Origin of the sequence: Streptomyces avidinii, assembly GCF_045161815.1 — a bacterium.
In the GTDB taxonomy this organism is placed as follows: domain Bacteria; phylum Actinomycetota; class Actinomycetes; order Streptomycetales; family Streptomycetaceae; genus Streptomyces; species Streptomyces avidinii.
The window spans coordinates 3,658,037-3,675,949 of sequence record NZ_CP108863.1 but is presented as its reverse complement, the minus strand read 5'-3'; the positions used below and the strand labels follow the sequence as shown (position 1 = coordinate 3,675,949).

Here is a 17,913-nt window from a genome sequence, read left to right as displayed (position 1 = left end):
GTCGATTCTGCCCCACGCCCTCTCGGCCCACGAGATCGGCGTACAGGACGATGTCGTCGGGCCGGTGCCCGTCGGTGATCTCGCCGCCGCAGGTGATGACGCGCAGCTCAGGGCGGGCGGTGTTCCCGTACACCTTGGCGGTCGGGAACTCCTTCTTGCCGACCTGCTCCAGCTCGCGGACACGGAAGACGGCGGTGGTCCCGTCGGCCCGGGAGACGGCGATCTCCGCGCCGGTGCGCACCCGCGAGACGTCCTTGAGAACGGCCGGGCCGCGCGCGGTGTCGAAGTGGCCGATCAGTACGGCGGGCCCGGTCTCGCCCGGGGTGACGCCCTTCGTGTACCAGCCGATCCTGTCCCCGTCGGCCACGGAGGGCACCTCGACGGCGCCGTCGGCGGCGAGACCCAGCTTCAGTACGGGCGAGGTGTCCACCCCGGCCGCGGGGATCCGTACGCGTACGGGCTCGGAGGCGGGCATCGGGGAGGTCGTCGCGGACGGCGCCGGGTCGGCGGCGGGTGCGACGGACGGCGCCGCGGTGCCCGCGGGTGCGCCGGCGGGCGTACCGGTGGCCGTACCGGTGGCCGCGCCGCAGCCGGTGAGGGCGACGCAGAGGAGGGCGGCGGCGAGCGGGAGGCGCACGCGGTGGGGCATGAGGGTGCTCCGGGAGAGGCGTGCGGCGGGCCACCGGATCGGTGGCCCGCCGCACGGAGGGACGAGGAGAGGTGGGCAGGGGCCGTCAGCGCCGGGTGCGGGCGCGGCGGCTGAGGAGGACGGCGCCGAGACCGGCGACGACGGCGGCGAGGCCCGCACCCGCGTAGGCGGTGCCCGCGACCGGGGCGAGGAGGGCGCCGGCGAGGAACGCGGCGGCGATGGAGGTGCGGAGGGCGGTACGCATAACGACTCCTTGGAGCGAGGTCTCGGGAAAGTGGAGGAGAGTCGCATGCCGCGGTTTTCTCTGTCCGTGAGAGCCGGGTGAGTGTCTGGCGGGCTGCTGAGAGCAAAGTTATGAGTCCAGTACGCGCGGAGGATCCGGCTCCTGTCATGGTTCGGTGACGGAGAGTGGAGGTGTCGATTCCATAGCGGTTCGGGGGCGGGGGTGACAGGTCGCTACGCGCGTAGATATGCTCATCTGGTGACCATGCCCACCACCCTCACCGCATTCGCTGACGTGACGACGTCCGACAGTGCGCTGCGCCGCTTCCTGCACGGGCTGCCCGGCGTCGACGCTGTCGGCCTGGAGGCCCGCGCGGCCTCCCTCGGCACCCGTTCGATCAAGACGACGGCCAAGGCGTATGCCATCGACCTGGCCATCTCGATGATCGACCTGACGACGCTGGAAGGCGCGGACACCCCGGGCAAGGTCCGGGCGCTCTCCGCCAAGGCCGTCAATCCCGATCCGACCGACCGCACGACCCCGATGACGGCGGCCGTCTGTGTCTATCCCGACATGGTGGCCACCGCGAAGGCCGCGCTGAACGGCGCCGACGTCAAGATCGCCTCCGTCGCCACCGCCTTCCCGGCCGGCCGTGCCGCCCTGGCCGTGAAGCTCGCGGACACCCGTGACGCCGTCGCCGCCGGCGCCGACGAGATCGACATGGTCATCGACCGTGGCGCCTTCCTCGCCGGCCGCTACCTGGAGACGTACGAGCTGATCAGGACCATCAAGGAGGCCTGCGTCCGCGAGGACGGCAGCGCCGCACGCCTGAAGGTCATCTTCGAGACCGGCGAGCTGTCGACCTACGACAACATCCGCCGCGCCTCCTGGATCGGCATGCTGGCGGGCGCCGACTTCATCAAGACGTCGACCGGCAAGGTCGGGGTCAACGCCACTCCGGCGAACACCCTGCTCATGCTCGAGGCCGTCCGCGACTTCCGCGCGCAGACTGGAATCCAGATCGGCGTGAAGCCGGCCGGCGGCATCCGCACCACCAAGGACGCGATCAAGTTCCTGGTCCTGGTCAACGAGACCGTGGGCGAGGACTGGCTGAGCAACCACTGGTTCCGCTTCGGCGCCTCCAGCCTGCTCAACGACCTGTTGATGCAGCGCCAGAAGCTGAGCACCGGCCGTTACTCCGGTCCCGACTACGTGACGGTGGACTGATCACCATGGCATCTGTATTCGAGTACGCACCGGCTCCCGAGTCCCGCTCGGTCGTCGACATCGCCCCCTCCTACGGGCTGTTCATCGACGGCGAGTTCACCGACGCCGCCGACGGCAAGGTCTTCAAGACCGTCTCGCCGAGCAGCGAGGAGGTCCTCGCCGAGGTCGCCCAGGCGGGCGCCGCCGATGTGGACCGCGCCGTGAAGGCCGCCCGCAGGGCCTTCGAGAAGTGGTCCGCGCTGCCCGGCTCCGAGCGCGCCAAGTACCTCTTCCGCATCGCCCGGATCATCCAGGAGCGCAGCCGCGAGCTCGCCGTCCTGGAGACCCTGGACAACGGCAAGCCGATCAAGGAGACCCGCGACGCGGACCTCCCCCTGGTCGCCGCCCACTTCTTCTACTACGCGGGCTGGGCCGACAAGCTCGACCACGCGGGATACGGCGCCAATCCGCGCCCGCTCGGCGTGGCCGGCCAGGTCATCCCGTGGAACTTCCCGCTGCTGATGCTCGCGTGGAAGATCGCCCCGGCGCTCGCCGCCGGCAACACGGTCGTCCTGAAGCCCGCCGAGACCACCCCGCTCTCCGCGCTGTTCTTCGCGGACATCTGCCGCCAGGCCGGTCTCCCCAAGGGCGTCGTCAACATCATCCCCGGTTACGGGGACGCGGGCGCCGAGCTGGTCGCCCACCCGGACGTCGACAAGGTCGCCTTCACCGGCTCGACCGCGGTCGGCAAGGCCATCGCCCGCCAGATCGCCGGTACGGACAAGAAGGTCACCCTGGAGCTGGGCGGCAAGGGCGCGAACATCGTCTTCGACGACGCCCCCATCGACCAGGCCGTCGAGGGCATCGTCAACGGCATCTTCTTCAACCAGGGTCAGGTCTGCTGTGCGGGTTCCCGCCTGCTGGTCCAGGAGTCGATCCACGACGAGCTGCTGGACTCCCTCAAGCGCCGCCTCTCCACGCTGCGCCTGGGCGACCCGCTCGACAAGAACACCGACATCGGCGCGATCAACTCCGCCGAGCAGCTCGCCCGGATCACCGCGCTCGCGGAGACCGGCGAGGCCGAGGGCGCCGAGCGCTGGTCCCCGGCGTGCGAGCTGCCGTCCTCCGGCTACTGGTTCGCCCCGACGCTCTTCACGAACGTCACCCAGGCGCACACCGTCGCCCGCGACGAGATCTTCGGCCCGGTGCTGTCCGTGCTGACCTTCCGTACGCCCGACGAGGCCGTCGCCAAGGCCAACAACAGCCAGTACGGCCTCTCCGCCGGCATCTGGACGGAGAAGGGCTCGCGCATCCTCGCGGTCGCGAACCAGCTCCGCGCCGGCGTCGTCTGGGCCAACACGTTCAACAAGTTCGACCCGACCTCGCCCTTCGGCGGCTACAAGGAGTCGGGCTTCGGGCGCGAAGGCGGCCGTCACGGCCTGGAGGGCTACCTCGATGTCTGAGTCTTCGACGCGGCTGAGCGTCTTCAAGACCTACAAGCTGTACGTGGGTGGGAAGTTCCCGCGTTCCGAGAGCGGCCGGGTGTACGAGGTGAGCGCCAAAACATCGGGCGGGGGCAAGGGCAAGTGGCTGGCCAACGCCCCCCTGTCCTCCCGCAAGGACGCGCGTGACGCCGTCGTCGCGGCCCGCAAGGCCTTCGGCGGCTGGTCCGGCGCGACCGCGTACAACCGCGGGCAGATCCTCTACCGCATCGCCGAGATGCTGGAGGGCCGCCGCGAGCAGTTCGTCCGCGAGGTCGGCGAGGCCGAGGGGCTGTCCAAGTCCAAGGCGGCCGCGGTCGTCGACGCGGCCATCGACCGCTGGGTCTGGTACGCGGGCTGGACCGACAAGATCGGCCAGATCGTGGGCGGGGCCAACCCGGTCGCGGGCCCGTTCTTCAACCTCTCCACCCCGGAGCCGACCGGTGTGGTCACGGTCCTCGCCCCGCAGGACTCGTCCTTCCTGGGTCTGGTCTCGGTGATCGCCCCGGTGATCGCGACGGGCAACACCGCCGTCGTGATCGCCAGCGAGAAGTCCCCGCTGCCGGCCCTCTCCCTGGGCGAGGTGCTCGCCACCTCCGACCTGCCCGGCGGCGTGGTCAACATCCTCTCCGGCAAGGCCGGCGAGATGGGCCCGCACCTGGCGTCCCACCAGGACGTCAACGCGATCGACCTGGCGGGCGCCGATACGGCGCTGGCCAAGGAGCTGGAGATCGCGGCGGCCGACAACCTCAAGCGCGTCCTGCGTCCACAGCCTGTGGACGACTGGAGCGCCGACCCGGGCACGTCGCGCATGACGGCGTTCCTGGAGACCAAGACCGTCTGGCACCCCACCGGGTCGCTGGGCGCGGGCGGCTCGTCCTACTAGTCCACCCGGGACAGGCCCCCTACGAGACCGGCCCCGGCAGCGTCCCCCGCGCTGCCGGGGCCTTCTCGTGTGCTGTGCCGGTGCCCCTACGCCTTCGGGAGCACCGGGCCGAGCAGCGAGGAGGCGGCGGCGGTGGGCAGTTCACCGACCGAGGGCCCCTGGGTCAGGATGCCGGTGACCACGCCCGTCCCGACGGACGGGAAGTCGGCGACCTTCGTGGCGACGCCGTTGTCCAGCGGGTCCACACCCGTGTGCGCGAGCGGGTTCACCTTGAGGTTCGCGATCGGGTCGGTGACCCCGGCCAGGGCCGCCGGGACGTCGAGCTCGCCGGCCTGGGCGCCGCCGGCGGCCATCGCCAGGGCCGCACCGGCCATCGAGACGGTCAGTCCGGCGCTGCGGAGCCGGTTCGGTACGGAAGGGGCTGCGTGACGTGCCATGGAGATCCCGCCTGAGGTCGTAGTCGCGTGCGCACGCAGCGTAGTTGAGGTGTGTTCCTGGACACCAACCGGCCACCGGGAGGATCCCCTACCCGGGGGAATGGTTCAGACTGGTGTCCCGTGAGCTCCTCCTCTCCTTCGCCGACCCGAGTCGTACTGCTGACCGGTCCGTCGGGCTCCGGAAAATCCTCGCTGGCCGCCCGATCGGGGCTGCCCGTGCTGCGCCTCGACGACTTCTACAAGGAGGGCGACGACCCCTCCCTCCCGCTCGTCGACGGCAGCTCCGACATCGACTGGGACTCCCCGCTGTCCTGGGACGCGGACGCGGCGGTCGCCGCGATCGCCGAACTGTGCGCGGTGGGGCGGACCGACGTCCCGGTGTACGACATCGCGACGAGCTCCCGCACGGGCGCCGAGAGCCTCGACATCGCCCGTACCCCGCTGTTCATAGCGGAGGGCATCTTCGCCGCCGACGTGGCCGCCCGCTGCCAGCAGCTGGGCCTCCTCGCGGACGCCATCTGCCTGCGGGGGCGTCCCTCGACGACCTTCCGCCGCCGGCTGGCCCGCGACCTGCGGGAGGGCCGCAAGTCCGTGCCGTTCCTGCTGCGCAGGGGCCTGCGGCTGATGCGCGCCGAGCGGGGCATCGTGGCCCGGCACGTCGCCCTGGGCGCGCACGCCTGCGCCGGCGACGAGGCCCTCGGCCGCCTGGCCGCAGCCGCGGCGGGCCGCCACCGCACGGCGACCCCTGCCTAGGCCGTCCCTTCCGGACCCTGCCGGGCCCGGTTTCCGGCCCGGCCGGCATCCGGGGTGCGGCGCATTGCCGGACCCGCGCATGCGAAAAGGCGGGATCGCACGGACCCCCGTCCGCTCGATCCCGCCTTTTCCCCCCGCGACCCCCGTCCCACCCCCGTAGGACGGGCCCCCTGGCCCGATGGCTTTTGTGTGTGCCGCGTTACGCGACGAGCTCCTCGAAGGACTCCGCCTCGTCACGGCCGAAGCTCAGCGCCTCGTCCTCCCGCAGGCGGCGCAGCGAGCGCCAGATGCTCGACTTCACCGTGCCGACGCTGATGCCGAGGATCTCCGCGATCTCCGGGTCCGTGCGGCCCTCGTAGTAGCGGAGCACCAGCATGGTGCGCTGCGGCTCCGGGATGCGGGTCAGCGCCTGCCACAGGACCGCGCGCAGCTCCGTACCGCGCATCGCGTCCGTGTCGGAGGCCGTCTCCGGCAGCTCCTCGGTCGGGTACTCGTTCAGCTTCCGCCGACGCCACGCGCTGATGTGCAGGTTGGTCATCGTGCGGCGCAGGTAGCCCCCGACGGCCGCCTTGTCGCTGATCCGGTCCCAGGCGCGGTACGTGGAGAACAGCGCGCTCTGCAGCAGGTCCTCGGCCTCGTACCGGTCGCCGGTGAGGTGGAAGGCCGTCGCGTACAGGGCGGCACGCCGCTCCTGGACGTACGCCGTGAACTCCGCCTCCGAGGTGGAGGAGGGCGTCTGCTCGGCGGCGGGAACCGCCTGGTACTGGTTTGCGTCAATGGCTACGACGTGGGCCGGCCGGGGACGGGCGACCGCCACCGTACGGACACCCGCCCGGCGGTTCACATCGTGCAGCCGCGTGACAACCGCGCTGGTCGTGGTGCTGTGCAGCGTGTTCATCTCGCGCCCCCCGTCGTGGAGTGTGTCTGCTTCGGTCCGTTGTGCGTTGATAGAAGATTGCCCCGCCGACTTAACCGGGGTGTCCGTCGACTGTCACAGCCCTGTCACAGCGACTTCTGACAGGACCCCGACAGGATCACGTCGCCCGACGGTCGAACTCCCGACTGCCGATGGGACAGAATGAGCCCGTGCCTTTCCTGTTGCTGATCGAGGACGACGACGCCATCCGCACGGCCCTCGAACTCTCCCTGTCACGCCAGGGCCACCGTGTGGCCACCGCGGCGACGGGCGAGGACGGCCTGAAACTGCTGCGCGAGCAGCGGCCGGATCTGATCGTGCTGGACGTGATGCTGCCCGGGATCGACGGTTTCGAGGTGTGCCGGCGGATCCGCCGCACCGACCAACTGCCGATCATCCTGCTCACCGCGCGCAGCGATGACATCGACGTGGTGGTGGGCCTGGAGTCCGGGGCCGACGACTACGTGGTCAAGCCCGTCCAGGGGCGGGTCCTCGACGCCCGCATCCGGGCCGTACTGCGCCGCGGCGAGCGCGAGTCGAGCGATTCGGCGAGCTTCGGCTCCCTGGTCATCGACCGGGCCGCCATGACGGTGACGAAGAACGGCGAGGACCTCCAGCTCACCCCGACCGAGCTGCGGCTGCTGCTCGAACTGAGCCGCCGGCCGGGGCAGGCGCTGTCGCGCCAGCAGCTGCTGCGGCTGGTCTGGGAGCACGACTACCTGGGTGACTCGCGGCTCGTCGACGCCTGCGTGCAGCGGCTGCGCGCCAAGGTCGAGGACGTGCCGTCCTCGCCCACCCTGATCCGTACGGTCCGGGGTGTGGGCTACCGCCTGGACTCCCCGCAGTGATCCGCGCGTTGCTCGCGGGCCGGCGCTGGACCAGCCTGCGGCTGCGGCTCCTCATGGTGTTCTGCCTGGTCGCACTGACGGCCGCGGTCTCCGCCTCGGGCATCGCCTACTGGCTCAACCGCGAGGCGGTCCTCACCCGCGTCCAGGACGCCGCCCTCGGTGACTTCCGGCAGGAGATGCAGAACCGGGCCGCCGCGCTGCCCGCCGATCCCACCGCGGAGGAGCTGCAGCGCACCGCCGAGCTGATGGCGGGCAGCAGCCCCGGCTACAGCGTGCTGCTGGTGCAGGTCGGCAAGGACAACCGGCAGATCTTCGGCGCGGCCGGGCCCGACTCCTTCGGGCTGGCCAACGTACCGAAGTCCCTGCAGAACGCGGTGAACGACCGGCAGAAGACGACCGCCGCGAACGACTCCGAGTACCACATGTACTGGCAGCGGACGAAGCCGAACGGCAATCCGTACCTGGTCGGCGGGACCCGGATCGTCGGCGGCGGGCCCACCGGCTACATGTACAAGTCGCTCGCGCAGGAGCGGGACGACCTCAACGCGCTCGGCTGGTCGCTGACCATCGCCACCGGTCTCGCGCTGCTCGGCTCCGCGCTGCTGGCGCAGGCCGCGGCCCGTACCGTGCTCAAGCCCGTGCAGCGGCTCGGCGACGCGGCGCGGCGGCTCGGCGAGGGCGAGCTGGACCACCGCCTCGACGTGTCGGGCACCGACGAACTCGCCGACCTGTCGCACACCTTCAACAAGACGGCCGAGGCGCTGGAGAAGAAGGTCGCCGACATGAGCGCGCGGGAGGAGGCGAGCCGGCGTTTCGTCGCGGACATGTCCCACGAGCTGCGGACGCCGCTGACCGCGCTGACGGCCGTGGCGGAGGTGCTGGAGGAGGAGGTCGACGACCTCGATCCGATGATCGCACCGGCCGTGGCGCTGGTCGTCAGCGAGACGCGCCGTCTCAACAACCTGGTGGAGAACCTGATGGAGGTCACCCGCTTCGACGCGGGTACGGCCAAGCTGGTGCTGGACGACGTGAACGTCGCCGACCAGGTCACCGCCTGCATCGACGCCCGGGCCTGGCTCGACGCGGTCGAACTCGATGCCGAGCGGGGCATCGTGGCCCGCCTGGACCCGCGCCGCCTCGACGTCATCCTCGCCAACCTGATCGGCAACGCGCTCAAGCACGGCGGCTCGCCGGTGCGGGTGTCGGTGACGGTGGAGGGGGAGTGGCTGGTGATCGCGGTGCAGGACAACGGTCCGGGCATCCCCGAGGAGGTCCTGCCGCACGTCTTCGACCGGTTCTACAAGGCGAGCGCGTCGCGGCCGAAGTCGGACGGCAGCGGGCTCGGCCTGTCCATCGCCATGGAGAACGCGCACATCCACGGCGGCGACATCACCGCCGCCAACGTGGCGGGGGGCGGTGCGCTGTTCACGCTGCGGCTGCCGGTGGACATCGGAAAGGTGATCGCGGGTGACGCGGATGCGTAGGGCTCTGCCGGTGGTTCCGGCGGTGCTGGTGCCGTTCGTCGCCGCCCTGCTGCTCGCGACCTCGGCCTGCGGGATCCGGGCGACGACGGTGCCGGTGGACGTGGGCGCGGCGCCGTCGCGCGTGTCGTGCGACACGCAGCCCCAGCCGAGCGGGGTGCAGGGCTTCCGGGCCACGGTGGAGCTGGTCTGCGGATCGCAACTGGTGGGTGTGGAGCGAGTGATTCCGGTACCTGAGAAGAAGCCGGTACGGGACCCCCTGACGCTCGTCGCGCAGGCGCTGCTGGAGGCCCTGGAGCGGACGCCGACCACGGAGGAGCGGGACGCCGGCTTCACGAGCGAGGTCCCGGCCGGGCTCTCGGCGGGAGCGCCGAGGCCGGGGGACCCGGCGGGCACGGTGCGGCTCAGCCGCAAGCCGGAGGACCTGCCGCCGGTGGCGCTCTCGCAGATCGTGTGCACGCTGGCGGGCAGCGAGGCGCTGAAGGGGACCCCGGGCCCGGTGGTCCTGGGCGGCCCGGACCTGGATCCGCCGCGGGCGTGGGAGTGCACGGACGCGGTGCGTTCGCGGCCGGAGTCGGTGCCGACGCTGGGCGAGATCGCCCGCCCGACGCCCTCCGTGTCGCCCTCCTGACGAGGCGCCGCCCACGCCGGGGGCCCTGCCCCCGGACCCCCGCGCCTCGAGCGCCGGCGGGGCCGAGGGTATGCCGGCGGGGCCGAGGGTGCGGCTCAAGTGCGGGCGGGGCCGGATGCGCGAAGGCCCGGTCCCGCCGGACGGGGCGGGACCGGGCCGGGCAGGGGGCCGAAGCCCCGGCTCCGTGCCCGACGGACGGAGTCCGGCGCAGCGGCACGAAGCCGGTGAGGCCCCCTGGGGCCGAGGCGCCGCGAGCGGCGCCGGCGGGATCAGATGCCCATGGCCGCGGAGAGGTCCTTCTTGATCGCGTCCAGGACTTCCTGGCCGCGGACGCGGGCCGGGGCCAGGTCGGAGGCCTCGGCCACCGGGACCACGACCTCCAGGTAGCACTTCAGCTTGGGCTCGGTGCCCGACGGGCGGGCGATCACCCGGGCCTTGTACGCGCCGTCCAGGTAGTAGCGCAGACCGTCCGTGGGCGGGAGGGTCTCCGTGCCCTTGGCCAGGTCCTCCGCCGAGACCACCCGCAGGCCCGCCAGGGACACCGGCGGCTGCGCGCGCAGCGCCGCCATCGCGTCGGCGATGATCGACAGGTCCGAGACGCGCACGGACAGCTGGTCGGTGGCGTGCAGGCCGTGGGCCATCGCCAGGTCGTCCAGCAGGTCGGTCAGGGTGCGGCCCTGCTCCTTGAGCACCGAGGCCAGCTCCGCCACCAGCAGGGCGGCGGTGACGCCGTCCTTGTCGCGGACGCCCTCGGGGTCCACGCAGTAGCCGAGCGCCTCCTCGTAGCCGTAGCGCAGGCCCTCGACGCGGGCGATCCACTTGAAGCCGGTCAGGGTCTCCTCGTAACCGACGCCCGCCGCCTCCGCGATCCGGCCCAGGAGGCTGGAGGAGACGATGGACTCCGCGAAGACGCTGTTGCTGTCACCGCGTGAGACCCCCTTGTGGACCAGGTGCGCCGCCAGCAGCGCGCCGACCTCGTCGCCGCGCAGCATCCGCCAGCCGTCCCCGGTGGGGACGGCCACGGCGCAGCGGTCCGCGTCCGGGTCGTTGGCGATCACGATGTCGGGCTGGACCTCGGCGGCCTTCGCGAACGCCAGGTCCATCGCGCCCGGCTCCTCCGGGTTCGGGAACGCCACGGTCGGGAAGGCCGGGTCCGGCTCGGCCTGCTCGGCGACCAGCACCGGCTCCGGGAAGCCGTGCCGGGCGAAGGCCGCCAGGACCACGTCCTTGCCGACGCCGTGCATGGCCGTGTAGACGGTCCGCACGCCCCGGGGGGAACCGGGGGTCAGGACGGCGTCCGTGCGCGCCAGGTAGGCGTCCAGGACCTCGTCACCGAGGTCCTGCCAGCCGGACTCCGGGCGCGGTACGTCGGCCAGCTTCTCGACCGCCGCGATCTGCGCCGCGATCTCGGTGTCGGCCGGGGAGACGATCTGCGAGCCGTCGCCGAGGTAGACCTTGTAGCCGTTGTCCCGGGGAGGGTTGTGGCTCGCGGTCACCTCGACGCCGGCGACGGCGCCGAGGTGCCTTATCGCGAACGCGAGGACGGGCGTCGGCAGTGGGCGGGGCAGGACGGCCGCGCGCAGCCCGGCGCCGGTCATGACGGCCGCGGTGTCGCGGGCGAAGTCCGCGGACTTGTAGCGGGCGTCGTAGCCGACGACGACCAGGCCGCCGTCGTGGCCCTGGGCCTTCAGGTAGGCCGCGAGACCCGCCGCGGCCCGGATGACCACACCGCGGTTCATCCGCATCGGACCGGCACCGATCTCACCGCGCAGACCGGCGGTGCCGAACTGCAGGGTGCCCGAGAAACGGTCCGTGAGCTCCGCGGTGTCTCCCGACTCGATGAGCGCGGCCAGTTCCGCGGCCGTCTCCGGGTCCGGGTCCTCGGCCAGCCAGGCCTGCGCCCGGGTGATCAGGTCGTCCTGTGCCTGTTCCTGCACTGCTTCCGCCTTACCTCTCGTACGTCGATCAGATGCGGGCGAGGACCTGCGTCAGCAGCGTGCCCATGCGGGCAGCCGAGTCGCGGCCGGCCTGGAGGACCTCTTCGTGGTTCAGCGGCTCGCCGGACAGGCCCGCCGCCAGGTTGGTGACCAGGGAGATGCCGAGCACCTCGGCGCCGGCCTCACGGGCGGCGATGGCCTCCAGCACGGTGGACATGCCGACCAGGTCGGCGCCCATGACGCGGATCATGTTGATCTCGGCCGGGGTCTCGTAGTGCGGGCCGGGGAACTGCACGTAGACGCCCTCTTCGAGGGTCGCGTCGATCTCCTTGCACATCGCGCGCAGGCGCGGCGAGTACAGGTCGGTGAGGTCGACGAAGTTCGCGCCGACGATCGGCGAGGTGGCCGTCAGGTTGAGGTGGTCGCTGATCAGGACGGGCTGGCCGGGCTTCATGCCCTCGCGCAGACCGCCGCAGCCGTTGGTCAGCACGACGGTCTTGCAGCCGGCGGCGACGGCGGTGCGCACGCCGTGGGCGACGGCGGCGACGCCGCGGCCCTCGTAGTAGTGGGTCCGGCCGAGGAAGACCAGGGCGTGCTTGTCGCCGATCTTGTACGAGCGGATCTTGCCGCCGTGGCCCTCGACGGCGGCGGGCGGGAAGCCGGGCAGCTCGGTGACGAGGAACTCGGCCTCGGGGGCGCCGAGCGCCTCTGCGGCGGGGGCCCAGCCGGAGCCCATCACGAGGGCGACATCGTGGGAGTCCACGCCGGTCAGCTCACGCAGGCGGGCGGCTGCGGCGTCGGCGGCGGCGAAGGGGTCGGTAACAGATGCGTTCACGCGGACGAGCGTAACCGCTTCCGGCCTACGCGCGTAGATGGCACAGCTCACGGTGTTCGGATCGTTGCCTTGTCGTTTCCGCCGAATCGTCCCCGAGGGGGGCGGGGGTGTGGACGCGCGGCCCTCGCGCCGGGTCGTGGGCCGGGCCGAAAGAGCCGGGGCTCCGCCCCGGGCCCGCGTCCCGGGCGTCGGCGGGGCCGAAAGATCGGGGCTCCGCCCCGGACCCCGCGCCTCAAACTCCCCCAGCTACCGCTGGGAGGTGCCCCCTGGCGAGGCCGGAACAGCAGGGGTTCAGCAGGGGCGCTTGCGGATTTCCATCACATAGTCGTGGGGGGCGCCCGCGGACTCGGCGGCGTCGGCGATCTCGCCGAGGTAGCGCGCCGAGGGCAGGCCGCCCTCGTAGCCGTTCAGGACGTACACCCAGGCCGCCTCCTCGCCGTCCAGCGTGTGGACGCGGACCCGCATGCGGCGGTAGATGTCGAGGCCGACACCCTCCCAGCGGTCCATCGACTCCTCGTCCGGCGGCGCGATGTCGTACAGGGCGACGAAAACCTGGTGGCGCGGGGCTTCGACGATCGTGGCGAGCGCGCCCTCCCAGCCCATCTGCTCGCCGCCGAAGGTCAGCCGCCAGTCGTTGATCCAGCCCGTGCCGCGCAGCGGCGAATGGGGAGCGCGGCGCGTCATCAGCCGCGGGTCGAGGTTGCCGGCGTACGCGGCGTAGAGCGACATGAGGTCGAGGGTACGGGAGGGGTGCCGGTGCACGCGTGCCCGGATGGAGGGACCGGGCGCGAAGCACCGTGAAGCGTGCGGGACAATGGGGCACGGAATGCATCCCCCGGGGAGACCCCCCGGAACACCGGCCGGGGCGGCAGCCGGCCGGGTAGACGTGAGGCGGACTTTTCGTGACCCGGATCGTGATCATCGGCGGCGGACCCGGCGGGTATGAGGCAGCCCTGGTGGGGGCCCAGCTCGGCGCGGAGGTGACCGTCGTCGACTGCGACGGTCTGGGCGGGGCCTCGGTCCTCACCGACTGCGTACCCTCCAAGACTCTGATCGCGACCGCCGAGGTGATGACGACCTTCGACTCCTCCTACGAGGAGCTCGGCATCGTCGTCGCGGACGACACCCCGCACATCGAGCAGGCCGCGCGCGTCGTCGGCGTGGACCTCGGCAAGGTGAACCGGCGTGTGAAGCGCCTCGCGCTCGCCCAGTCCCACGACATCACCGCCTCCGTCACCCGGGCCGGCGCCCGCGTGGTGCGCGGCCGCGGCAAGCTCGGCGGGCCGCAGGGCATCGACGGCACCCGGGACGTCATCGTCACCGCCGCCGACGGGTCCGAGACGATCCTGACCGCGGACGCCGTGCTGATCGCGACCGGCGGGACCCCGCGCGAGATCCCGGACGCCATGCCCGACGGCGAGCGGATCCTGAACTGGACCCAGGTCTACGACCTCGACGAGCTCCCCGAGGAGCTCATCGTGGTCGGCTCCGGTGTGACCGGGGCCGAGTTCGCCGGCGCCTACCAGGCCCTCGGGTCCCGGGTGACCCTCGTGTCCTCCCGCGACCGCGTGCTGCCCGGTGAGGACCCGGACGCGGCCGCCGTGCTGGAGGACGTCTTCCGGCGCCGCGGCATGAACGTGGTCGGGCGCTCCCGGGCCGAATCCGCCAAGCGGGTGGGCGACCGGGTCGAGGTGACCCTCTCCGACGGCCGTGTGCTGACCGGTACGCACTGTCTGATGGCCGTCGGCGCGATCCCGAACACCAAGAACATGAACCTGGAGGAGTCCGGGGTCCGGCTCAAGGACTCGGGGCACATCTGGACCGACAAGGTCTCGCGCACCTCCGCGCCCGGCGTGTACGCGGCCGGTGACGTCACGGGCGTCTTCGCGCTCGCGTCGGTCGCGGCGATGCAGGGGCGCATCGCGATGTACCACTTCCTCGGTGACGCGGTGGCCCCGCTGAACCTGAAGACGGTCTCCTCGAACGTCTTCACCGACCCGGAGATCGCCACCGTCGGCTACACCCAGGCGGACGTGGACGCCGGCAAGATCGATGCCCGTGTGGTGAAGCTCCCGCTGCTGCGCAACCCGCGCGCCAAGATGCAGGGCATCCGGGACGGCTTCGTGAAGATGTTCTGCCGCCCGGGCACCGGCATCGTCGTCGGCGGTGTGGTCGTCTCGCCGCGCGCGAGCGAGCTGATCCACCCCATCTCGATCGCGGTCGACAACAATCTGACGGTCGAGCAGATCGCAAACGCGTTCACCGTGTACCCCTCGCTGTCGGGATCGATCGCCGAGGTGGCCCGCCAGCTGCACACGCGGAAGGCCGCCGGGGAGGCCTGACCCGGCCTAACCGCCCCATACCGTAAGGGGTTTGGGGCGGGGCGGCGTTTCGTGGCGAGATGTTCACGCAACTCTCGGGTTGCGTATACCACTAGTCGCCCCACCTTATGGACAACTTCGGTATTCCGGCGCAAAGAGCTGAAAGCAGACGGTCGTTGGGGTTACTGTCAGTTTCGTGTTCGCTGCAGAACGTCGCCAATTGATCCTCGAAATGGTGCGGGCCAACGGAGCGGTATCGCTCCGGGAGCTCGCCCGCGTCGTCCAGACCTCCGAAGTGACCGTACGGCGGGACGTGCGGGCACTGGAGGCAGAAGGACTCCTCGACCGCCGACACGGCGGTGCGGTCTTGCCGGGCGGTTTCACGCGGGAGTCCGGCTTTCCGCAAAAGTCCCATCTCGCGACGGCGGAGAAGACCGCCATTGCCGATGTCGCGGCCGGCCTCGTCGAAGAGGGCGAGGCCGTCGTCGTCGGCGCGGGCACCACGACCCAGGAGCTGGCCCGCCGGCTCGCCCGTGTGCCCGGACTGACCGTCGTCACCAACTCGCTGCTCGTCGCCCAGGCGCTGGCCCACGCCAACCGGGTGGAGGTGGTCATGACCGGCGGCACCCTGCGCGGGTCCAACTACGCCCTCGTGGGCAGCGGAGCCGAACAGTCCCTCCAGGGGCTGCGGGTCTCCCGGGCCTTCCTCTCGGGCAGCGGTCTGACCGCCGAGCGCGGGCTGTCCACGTCCAACATGCTGTCCGCCAGCGTGGACCGGGCGCTGGTGCAGGCGGCGGCGGAAGTGGTGGTGCTGGCCGACCACACGAAGCTCGGTACCGACACGATGTTCCAGACCGTGCCGACCGACGTGATGACGCGCCTGGTGACGGACGAGCCGCCGCCGCACGACGACCGGGCGGGTACGGAGCTGCAGGCGCTGGCGGACCAGGGCGTGCAGATCACCGTGGCGGGCGGCGCGGTCGCCCCCGGCGGTGTGGACGGGATGCAGGGGCGGCGGCCGCGCCGCGAGTCGCCGCTGCCGGTGCAGAGGCGGGGCGGGCCGTCGGCCCAGCTGCGCAGTGCGTCCGGCGGGATGCTCGAGCCGCAGGCGGAGCGGGCGCGCGTGGCCGACATGCGCCGCCGCTAGGCCGTGTGCCGGGGCTCGGCCCCGGACCCCGCGCCTCAAGAACGCCGGCGAGGCTGATCTTTCAGCCTCGCCGGCGTTTCAGGTGCGGGGTTGCGGGGGCAGCGCGCCCGGAGCGGCGCCGCACATGCGAAACGGGGCCCCCGGGGCGCGAACCCCGGGAACCCCGTTGCAGGACGTCAGTCCTTGATCTCGCAGATCGTCGCGCCCGAGGTGACCGACGCGCCGACCTCGGCCGTGAGGCCGACGATCGTGCCCGAGCGGTGGGCGTTGAGCGGCTGCTCCATCTTCATGGCTTCGAGTACGACGACCAGGTCGCCCTCGTTGACCTGCTGGCCCTCCTCGACCGCGACCTTGACGATCGTGCCCTGCATCGGGGAGGCCAGGGTGTCGCCGGAGGCGGCGGGGCCGGACTTCTTGGCCGCGCGGCGCTTCGGCTTCGCGCCGCCCGCGGCGGCCGTACGGGCCAGGGTCATGCCCAGTGAGGACGGGAGGGAGACCTCCAGGCGCTTGCCGCCGACCTCGACGACCACGGTCTCGCGGCCCGGCTCGTCCTCGGTGTCCTCCGCGGCCGGGGCCGTGAACGCCGGGATCTCGTTGACGAACTCGGTCTCGATCCACCGGGTGAAGACGGTGAAGGGGCTGCCGTCCGTGGGGGCGAACGCCGGGTCGACGACGACCGCGCGGTGGAAGGGGATGGCGGTGGCCATGCCCTCGACCTCGAACTCGGCCAGGGCGCGGGCCGCGCGCTGGAGGGCCTGCTCGCGGGTGGCGCCGGTGACGATCAGCTTGGCCAGGAGCGAATCCCAGGCCGGGCCGATCACGGAGCCGGACTCGACGCCCGCGTCGAGGCGGACACCCGGGCCGGTGGGGGCGTTGAACTTGGTGACCGTGCCGGGGGCCGGGAGGAAGCCGCGGCCCGGGTCCTCGCCGTTGATGCGGAACTCGATGGAGTGACCGCGCAGGACCGGGTCGCCGTAGCCGAGCTCCTCGCCGTCGGCGATGCGGAACATCTCGCGGACCAGGTCGATGCCGGCGACCTCTTCGGTGACCGGGTGTTCGACCTGGAGCCGGGTGTTGACCTCCAGGAAGGAGATCAGGCCGTCGGCGGAGACCAGGAACTCGACGGTGCCGGCGCCGACGTAGCCGGCTTCCTTCAGGATGGCCTTGGAGGCGGCGTACAGCTCCGCGTTCTGAGCGTCGGTCAGGAAGGGGGCCGGGGCCTCCTCCACGAGCTTCTGGTGGCGGCGCTGGAGGGAGCAGTCACGGGTCGACACGACGACGACGTTGCCGTGCGAGTCGGCCAGGCACTGGGTCTCGACGTGGCGCGGCTTGTCGAGGTAGCGCTCGACGAAGCACTCGCCGCGGCCGAAGGCGGCGACGGCCTCGCGGACGGCGGAGTCGTAGAGCTCCGGCACCTCTTCGAGGGTGCGGGCGACCTTCAGGCCGCGACCGCCACCGCCGAAGGCGGCCTTGATGGCGATCGGCAGGCCGTGCTCCTTGGCGAAGGCGACGACCTCGTCCGCCCCGGAGACAGGGTCCGGCGTACCGGCGACCAGCGGGGCCCCGGCGCGCTGGGCGATGTGACGGGCGGCCACCTTGTCACCGAGGTCGCGGATCGCCTGCGGCGGCGGACCGATCCAGGTGAGGCCGGCGTCGATCACGGCCTGGGCGAAGTCGGCGTTCTCGGAGAGGAAGCCGTATCCGGGGTGGATGGCGTCCGCACCGGAGTCGGCTGCGGCCTGGAGGACCTTGGAGATGTCCAGGTAGCTGGTGGCCGGGGTGTCACCGCCCAACGCGAAAGCTTCGTCGGCCGCGCGGACGTGCAGAGCGTCCCGGTCCGGATCGGCGTAGACGGCTACGCTCGCGATCCCGGCGTCCCGGCAGGCCCGAGCAACGCGGACAGCGATTTCGCCACGGTTGGCGATGAGCACCTTGCGCACGATGGCTCCCTCCTTGAAACAAGCTGAGTTTAGGGACAGCCCACACGGCCTTTCGACCCTTCCCCGGTGGTGACCTTGCCCACACAGAGTGTGATGCGAGGTCCGAACCGCCGGAGAACCCTTGTGGCGCCCCAGGTCAGGGGGATCCCCGACTGCACAGTAACCCCGTCCTGTATCCAAGGTCTCTGTTCCTCCGGTCAGCGGCCCCGGGTGATTCTTTGT

At 71.8% G+C, this 17,913-nt stretch carries 16 protein-coding genes and 1 pseudogene; 9 read left to right on the top strand and 8 right to left on the bottom strand.

Features of this window, described 5'->3' with window-relative positions; all coding sequences use genetic code 11:
- Positions 1 to 28 precede the first annotated feature (28 nt).
- Positions 29 to 649 (bottom strand): annotated as a pseudogene (locus tag OG373_RS16035) (class F sortase); the annotation flags it as partial.
- A gap of 85 nt (positions 650 to 734) precedes the next feature.
- A complete protein-coding gene (locus OG373_RS16030; protein WP_405439001.1) occupies positions 735 to 893 on the bottom strand; it encodes a hypothetical protein in 159 nt (52 codons plus the stop codon).
- A gap of 243 nt (positions 894 to 1,136) precedes the next feature.
- Between OG373_RS16030 and deoC the strand changes: the two genes are divergently transcribed.
- From deoC to OG373_RS16015, 3 genes are read left to right on the top strand one after another with little or no spacing between them, the layout of a single operon-like run.
- Positions 1,137 to 2,099, top strand: coding sequence for a deoxyribose-phosphate aldolase (gene deoC, locus OG373_RS16025; protein ID WP_405444071.1), 963 nt, complete (start codon positions 1,137 to 1,139; stop codon positions 2,097 to 2,099).
- A gap of 5 nt (positions 2,100 to 2,104) precedes the next feature.
- A complete protein-coding gene (locus OG373_RS16020; protein ID WP_397738655.1) occupies positions 2,105 to 3,541 on the top strand; it encodes an aldehyde dehydrogenase family protein in 1,437 nt (478 codons plus the stop codon).
- Positions 3,534 to 4,445: an aldehyde dehydrogenase family protein gene (locus OG373_RS16015; RefSeq protein ID WP_405439000.1), complete on the top strand. Its 912-nt coding sequence runs from the start codon at positions 3,534 to 3,536 to the stop codon at positions 4,443 to 4,445. Before OG373_RS16020 ends, OG373_RS16015 begins: the two co-directional genes overlap by 8 nt.
- A gap of 86 nt (positions 4,446 to 4,531) precedes the next feature.
- On the opposite strand, the gene OG373_RS16010 is transcribed toward OG373_RS16015, so the two are convergent.
- Positions 4,532 to 4,882: a hypothetical protein gene (locus tag OG373_RS16010; RefSeq protein ID WP_405438999.1), complete on the bottom strand. Its 351-nt coding sequence runs from the start codon at positions 4,880 to 4,882 to the stop codon at positions 4,532 to 4,534.
- Positions 4,883 to 4,933: 51 nt separating this feature from the next.
- Here OG373_RS16010 and OG373_RS16005 point away from each other — a divergent pair, with 51 nt between their 5' ends.
- Complete coding sequence (locus tag OG373_RS16005; RefSeq protein WP_405438998.1) at positions 4,934 to 5,635, top strand: uridine kinase; 702 nt, start codon at positions 4,934 to 4,936, stop codon at positions 5,633 to 5,635.
- Between the two features lie 199 nt (positions 5,636 to 5,834).
- Here the strand turns inward: OG373_RS16005 and OG373_RS16000 are convergent, their stop codons facing one another.
- Positions 5,835 to 6,533 carry a SigE family RNA polymerase sigma factor gene (locus OG373_RS16000; RefSeq protein ID WP_053705143.1) on the bottom strand — a complete coding sequence of 233 codons (699 nt, stop codon included), beginning with the start codon at positions 6,531 to 6,533 and terminating at the stop codon, positions 5,835 to 5,837.
- Positions 6,534 to 6,721: 188 nt separating this feature from the next.
- On the opposite strand from OG373_RS16000, the gene afsQ1 reads away from it, so the two are divergent.
- From afsQ1 to OG373_RS15985, 3 genes are read left to right on the top strand one after another with little or no spacing between them, the layout of a single operon-like run.
- Complete coding sequence (gene afsQ1 / locus OG373_RS15995; protein ID WP_063754818.1) at positions 6,722 to 7,399, top strand: two-component system response regulator AfsQ1; 678 nt, start codon at positions 6,722 to 6,724, stop codon at positions 7,397 to 7,399.
- Positions 7,400 to 7,452: 53 nt separating this feature from the next.
- A complete protein-coding gene (locus tag OG373_RS15990) occupies positions 7,453 to 8,883 on the top strand; it encodes an ATP-binding protein (protein ID WP_397738677.1) in 1,431 nt (476 codons plus the stop codon).
- On the top strand, positions 8,876 to 9,511 hold the full coding sequence (locus OG373_RS15985) for a hypothetical protein (protein WP_397738646.1): 636 nt from the start codon (positions 8,876 to 8,878) through the stop codon (positions 9,509 to 9,511). The genes OG373_RS15990 and OG373_RS15985 overlap by 8 nt, the downstream gene beginning before the upstream one ends.
- Before the next feature lie 269 nt (positions 9,512 to 9,780).
- Here OG373_RS15985 and OG373_RS15980 read toward each other — a convergent pair whose 3' ends face one another.
- The 3 genes from OG373_RS15980 to OG373_RS15970 all read right to left on the bottom strand — a co-directional run bounded on the left by OG373_RS15980 (position 9,781) and on the right by OG373_RS15970 (position 13,012).
- Positions 9,781 to 11,448, bottom strand: coding sequence for a phospho-sugar mutase (locus OG373_RS15980; protein ID WP_405438997.1), 1,668 nt, complete (start codon positions 11,446 to 11,448; stop codon positions 9,781 to 9,783).
- Between the two features lie 28 nt (positions 11,449 to 11,476).
- The gene (locus OG373_RS15975; RefSeq protein ID WP_405438996.1) at positions 11,477 to 12,283 is read right to left on the bottom strand and encodes a purine-nucleoside phosphorylase; all 807 of its coding nucleotides are present in this window, start codon (positions 12,281 to 12,283) and stop codon (positions 11,477 to 11,479) included.
- A 291-nt stretch (positions 12,284 to 12,574) separates the two neighbouring features.
- Entirely contained in the window at positions 12,575 to 13,012 is a 438-nt protein-coding gene (locus OG373_RS15970) for a gamma-glutamylcyclotransferase (RefSeq protein ID WP_405438995.1), read from the bottom strand.
- Between the two features lie 173 nt (positions 13,013 to 13,185).
- Between OG373_RS15970 and OG373_RS15965 the strand changes: the two genes are divergently transcribed.
- On the top strand, positions 13,186 to 14,625 hold the full coding sequence (locus OG373_RS15965; RefSeq protein WP_052873218.1) for an NAD(P)H-quinone dehydrogenase: 1,440 nt from the start codon (positions 13,186 to 13,188) through the stop codon (positions 14,623 to 14,625).
- Between the two features lie 175 nt (positions 14,626 to 14,800).
- Positions 14,801 to 15,751, top strand: a complete 951-nt coding sequence (locus tag OG373_RS15960; RefSeq protein ID WP_405438994.1) for a DeoR/GlpR family DNA-binding transcription regulator — start codon at positions 14,801 to 14,803, stop codon at positions 15,749 to 15,751.
- Positions 15,752 to 15,927: 176 nt separating this feature from the next.
- Here the strand turns inward: OG373_RS15960 and OG373_RS15955 are convergent, their stop codons facing one another.
- Entirely contained in the window at positions 15,928 to 17,691 is a 1,764-nt protein-coding gene (locus OG373_RS15955; RefSeq protein WP_397738636.1) for an acetyl/propionyl/methylcrotonyl-CoA carboxylase subunit alpha, read from the bottom strand.
- Positions 17,692 to 17,913 lie beyond the last annotated feature (222 nt).